This is a genomic window from Caulobacter sp. SSI4214, from assembly GCF_012184455.1.
Classification (GTDB): Bacteria; Pseudomonadota; Alphaproteobacteria; order Caulobacterales; family Caulobacteraceae; genus Caulobacter; species Caulobacter vibrioides_E.
In genome coordinates, this window is record NZ_SZWJ01000148.1 from 1 (window position 1) to 5547 (window position 5547).

The window sequence follows — 5547 nt, forward strand, 5'->3', positions numbered from 1 at the left end:
CGAGACCTTGGGTGCGGGGACAGGATTTGAACCTGTGACCTTCAGGTTATGAGCCTGACGAGCTACCGGGCTGCTCCACCCCGCGTCAGGGTGTTGGTGATTGTGAGGAAGGGTTCGGATGGACTTGAGTGTTGATATCCTTTTGGCGGACCTGGCGGCGACCTACTCTCCCGCGCCTTGAGACGAAGTACCATTGGCCCAGGGGGACTTAACGACCGAGTTCGGAATGGGATCGGGTGGGGAACCCCCGGCAAAGCCACCAGGTCAGCGAAAAGGATATCATCCAGCCGCTTTCGAGGCTGGAGATTTAAGAAGAAGACATCAGTGTCTGAAGTAGAGCCATGTTTGTGCATGGGTTTGACTGAAGAACGATCAAGCCGATCGAGCTATTAGTACCGGTAAGCTCCATGCGTCGCCGCACTTCCACACCCGGCCTATCAACGTGGTGGTCTTCCACGGCTCTCGGCGAAGCCTTGTTTTGAGGTTAGTTTCCCGCTTAGATGCTTTCAGCGGTTATCTATTCCACACTTAGCTACCCTGCTGCACAGCTGGCGCCATGACAGGTCCACCAGAGGTGTGTCCATCCCGGTCCTCTCGTACTAGGGACAGATCCTCTCAAGCTTCGTACACCCACGGCAGATAGGGACCAAACTGTCTCACGACGTTCTGAACCCAGCTCACGTACCACTTTAATCGGCGAACAGCCGAACCCTTGGGACCTGCTCCAGCCCCAGGATGTGATGAGCCGACATCGAGGTGCCAAACTTTGCCGTCGATATGGACTCTTGGGCAAAATCAGCCTGTTATCCCTAGAGTACCTTTTATTCGTTGAGCGATGGCCCTTCCACGCAGGACCACCGGATCACTATGGCCGACTTTCGTCTCTGCTCGACTTGTCAGTCTCGCAGTCAGGCGGGCTTATGCCATTGCACTCGACGACCGATTTCCGACCGGTCTGAGCCCACCATCGCGCGCCTCCGTTACACTTTGGGAGGCGACCGCCCCAGTCAAACTGCCCGCCACGCCATGTCCCGGACCCGGATAACGGGCCGCGGTTAGACGTCAGCAACAATAAGGGTGGTATTTCAAGGATGGCTCCGCAGGAACTGGCGCCCCTGTTTCATAGCCTCCCACCTATCCTACACATGTTGCTGCTAACGCCAAGGCGAAGCTGCAGTAAAGGTTCATAGGGTCTTTCCGTCTGACCGCGGGAACCCCGCATCTTCACGGGGAATTCAATTTCGCTGAGCCTATGCTGGAGACAGTGGGGAAGTCGTTACGCCATTCGTGCAGGTCGGAACTTACCCGACAAGGAATTTCGCTACCTTAGGACCGTTATAGTTACGGCCGCCGTTTACCTGGGCTTCAATTCAGAGCTTGCACCCCTCCTTTTAACCTTCAGGCACCGGGCAGGCGTCAGACCCTATACGTCGCCTTGCGGCTTCGCAGAGCCCTGTGTTTTTGATAAACAGTCGCTACCCCCTGGCTTGTGCCACTCTCATCTGGTTGCCCAAAAGAGAGTCACGCTTATCCCGAAGTTACGCGTGCAATTTGCCGAGTTCCTTCAGCATAGTTCTCTCAAGCGCCTTGGTATACTCTACCTGCCCACCTGTGTCGGTTTCGGGTACGGTCTCCGTTGGAGTTATTTCCAGGGACCTGTTCACTGCCAGGACAATCCAATAAGCCCTGACAATTTACCAGATCCGTCACTTCCAACTGGTTCAGGAATATTCACCTGATTCCCATCGACTACGCCTTTCGGCCTCGCCTTAGGGGCCGACTAACCCTGCGCAGATTAGCTTTACGCAGGAACCCTTGGGCTTTCGGCGAGAGGGTCTCTCACCCTCTTTATCGCTACTCATGTCAGCATTCTCACTTCCGATACCTCCAGCAAGGCTCGCGCCTCACCTTCATCGGCTTACGGAACGCTCCGCTACCGCGTGCTTACGCACACCCATACCTTCGGCGACTGGCTTGAGCCCCGTTACATTTTCCGCGCAGGTTCGCTTGACCAGTGAGCTGTTACGCTTTCTTTAAATGATGGCTGCTTCTAAGCCAACATCCTGGTTGTCAAAGCAAACCCACATCGTTTCCCACTTAGCCAGTACTTGGGGGCCTTAGATGATGGTTAGGGTTGTTTCCCTTTTCACGACGGACGTTAGCACCCGCCGTGTGTCTCCCGGATAGTTCTCTTGGGTATTCGGAGTTTGATTAGAATTGGTACAGCTCGCGCCGCCCGCATCCATTCAGTGCTCTACCCCCCAAGGAATTCGTCCGAGGCACTACCTAAATAGTTTTCGCGGAGAACCAGCTATGTCCAGGTTTGATTGGCCTTTCACCCCTATCCACAAGTCATCCGAGAATTTTTCAACATTCACCGGTTCGGTCCTCCAGTAAGTGTTACCTTACCTTCAACCTGCTCATGGATAGATCACCTGGTTTCGGGTCGTCATGCGACGTACTTATTCGCCCTATTCAGACTCGCTTTCGCTGCGCCTACACCTAACGGCTTAAGCTTGCACGGCACATGAAGTCGCTGACCCATTATACAAAAGGTACGCCGTCACCACGCGCGGTGGCTCCGACTGCTTGTAGGCTTCCGATTTCAGGTTCTGTTTCACTCCCCTTGTCGGGGTGCTTTTCACCTTTCCCTCACGGTACTTGTTCGCTATCGGTCATTGAGGAGTACTTAGGCTTGGAGGGTGGTCCCCCCATGTTCAGACAGGATTTCACGTGTCCCGCCCTACTCGAGTCTGTCGCTATTTGACGCTTACGGGGCTATCACCCACTATGGCTGTGTTTCCCAACACATTCAGCTTTATGTCACGACAGCACTGGCCTGGTCCCGGTTCGCTCGCCACTACTACGGGAGTCTCGGTTGATGTCCTTTCCTCCGGGTACTGAGATGTTTCAGTTCCCCGGGTTTGCTTAATGAACCCTATGTATTCAGGTCATTATACCTTGTCTGATCAACCGATCCTGATCTTGCCCGAAGGCAAGACTAAGTCGGGTGACCATAAAGGTGGGTTTCCCCATTCGGAGATAGCCGGATCAAAGGGTGCTCGCGCCTCCCCGGCTCTTATCGCAGCGTGCCACGTCCTTCATCGCCTCTCAATGCCAAGGCATCCGTCAGAAGCCCTTATGCGCTTGATCGTTCTCAGCAAAACCCATGCTGTATTCGAACCTCGCCGCATCTCGCGGGAAGGCCCGAGCACGGGCTCTACCTTTAGTCAGACAATGATGTCTTCTTAAGTCCGCCCTTAAACCGATACCGCATCCCAGGGGTGAGCTGCGGTCGGCGGGAGAACCCTGCCTTCACAATGTCATTTCGCATCGCCACCAAGTGGCGCTGCAAACTTGTCATTCCAATCGCGAGATTTCTTTGTCTCATCGTCTTCGCTATCGCTTCGCTGCTTGAGCGAAGACGAAGTGAAGATTTCCAACAAAGCATGGTGGAGCCAGACGGATTCGAACCGACGACATCCTGCTTGCAAAGCAGGCGCTCTACCAACTGAGCTATGGCCCCAAACGGGTTTAGCCAGGAGAGCTGGTCGTGATCCGAAGCTTCAGGAGAAGAGTGGTAGGCCTGGGCAGACTCGAACTGCCGACCTTACGCTTATCAGGCGTACGCTCTAACCACCTGAGCTACAGGCCTATGACGGCCTTCGCAGGCGTCGTGCCTCCGGGCTCGCGATCGCATCTTGATCTTTCGTCGATCAAGATGAGTGGAAAGAGAAACGAAGACGGCGGCGATCCGCTCTTTGTTGGTCGTCTAGCGACCGTGTCTGGAGCCTCAATAGCCCGTGAGAGCTGGAGAGGCATCCTTAGAAAGGAGGTGATCCAGCCGCAGGTTCCCCTACGGCTACCTTGTTACGACTTCACCCCAGTCGCTGACCCTACCGTGGTCGCCTGCCTCCTTGCGGTTAGCGCAGCGCCTTCGGGTAAAGCCAACTCCCATGGTGTGACGGGCGGTGTGTACAAGGCCCGGGAACGTATTCACCGCGGCATGCTGATCCGCGATTACTAGCGATTCCAACTTCATGCTCTCGAGTTGCAGAGAACAATCCGAACTGAGACGACTTTTAGGGATTGGCTCCCCCTCGCGGGATTGCAGCCCTCTGTAGTCGCCATTGTAGCACGTGTGTAGCCCACCTTGTAAGGGCCATGAGGACTTGACGTCATCCCCGCCTTCCTCCGGATTAACTCCGGCAGTACGATTAGAGTGCCCAGCCAAACCTGATGGCAACTAATCGCGAGGGTTGCGCTCGTTGCGGGACTTAACCCAACATCTCACGACACGAGCTGACGACAGCCATGCAGCACCTGTGTCCCAGTCCCCGAAGGGAAAACCACATCTCTGTGGCGGTCCAGGCATGTCAAAAGGTGGTAAGGTTCTGCGCGTTGCTTCGAATTAAACCACATGCTCCACCGCTTGTGCGGGCCCCCGTCAATTCCTTTGAGTTTTAATCTTGCGACCGTACTCCCCAGGCGGAGTGCTTAATGCGTTAGCTGCGTCACCGACATGCATGCATGCCGACAACTAGCACTCATCGTTTACGGCGTGGACTACCAGGGTATCTAATCCTGTTTGCTCCCCACGCTTTCGAGCCTCAGCGTCAGTAACGGACCAGTATGTCGCCTTCGCCACTGGTGTTCTTCCGAATATCTACGAATTTCACCTCTACACTCGGAGTTCCACATACCTCTTCCGTACTCAAGACTGCCAGTATCAAAGGCAATTCCAAGGTTGAGCCCTGGGCTTTCACCTCTAACTTAACAGTCCGCCTACGCTCCCTTTACGCCCAGTAATTCCGAGCAACGCTAGCCCCCTTCGTATTACCGCGGCTGCTGGCACGAAGTTAGCCGGGGCTTCTTCTCCGGGTACCGTCATTATCGTCCCCGGTGAAAGAATTTTACAATCCTAAGACCTTCATCATTCACGCGGCATGGCTGCGTCAGGCTTTCGCCCATTGCGCAAGATTCCCCACTGCTGCCTCCCGTAGGAGTTTGGGCCGTGTCTCAGTCCCAATGTGGCTGATCATCCTCTCAGACCAGCTACTGATCGTCGCCTTGGTGGGCCTTTACCCCACCAACTAGCTAATCAGACGCGGGCCGCTCCAATGGCGATAAATCTTTCCCCCGAAGGGCACATCCGGTATTAGCTCAAGTTTCCCTGAGTTGTTCCGAACCAAAGGGCACGTTCCCACGTGTTACTCACCCGTCCGCCACTAATCCCGAAGGATCCGTTCGACTTGCATGTGTTAGGCCTGCCGCCAGCGTTCGCTCTGAGCCAGGATCAAACTCTCAGGTTGAGTTGACATTGACTCCAGCTATTTGATCAGGGGGAAAACCCCGATCGCGTATCTGGTTTGCATAGTTTCTTGACGAGTTCCCATCACACAATGACCAACGCATAAGCATCAGCCACCGTATTAATGGTGTCTTCAAGAGACCGCATTCGTCAGCGTCAAGATGAACCCCTAGGTCCATCGCCAGAGCGCCGCCGCCTGCGTTTCTCTTTCCAAATCAACAATGTCAAAGACCCGA

General features: G+C 54.8%; 3 tRNA genes and 3 rRNA genes. All 6 read right to left on the minus strand.

The window, feature by feature from the left end:
• Nucleotides 1-8 precede the first annotated feature (8 nt).
• The 6 genes from FCU40_RS22395 to FCU40_RS22420 all read right to left on the minus strand — a co-directional run bounded on the left by FCU40_RS22395 (nucleotide 9) and on the right by FCU40_RS22420 (nucleotide 5312).
• Nucleotides 9-85 (minus strand) — tRNA-Met (locus tag FCU40_RS22395).
• Between the two features lie 64 nt (nucleotides 86-149).
• Nucleotides 150-264 (minus strand): 5S ribosomal RNA (rrf, locus tag FCU40_RS22400).
• 104 nt (nucleotides 265-368) lie between these two features.
• Nucleotides 369-3153 (minus strand): 23S ribosomal RNA (locus tag FCU40_RS22405).
• Between the two features lie 297 nt (nucleotides 3154-3450).
• Nucleotides 3451-3526: transfer RNA gene (locus tag FCU40_RS22410), tRNA-Ala, on the minus strand.
• Nucleotides 3527-3578: 52 nt separating this feature from the next.
• A tRNA-Ile gene (locus FCU40_RS22415) sits at nucleotides 3579-3655 on the minus strand.
• Nucleotides 3656-3828: 173 nt separating this feature from the next.
• Nucleotides 3829-5312: ribosomal RNA gene (locus FCU40_RS22420) — 16S ribosomal RNA — on the minus strand.
• Together the 16S, 23S and 5S rRNA genes with 3 tRNA genes alongside form the textbook arrangement of a ribosomal RNA operon.
• Between the last annotated feature and the right edge of the window lie 235 nt (nucleotides 5313-5547).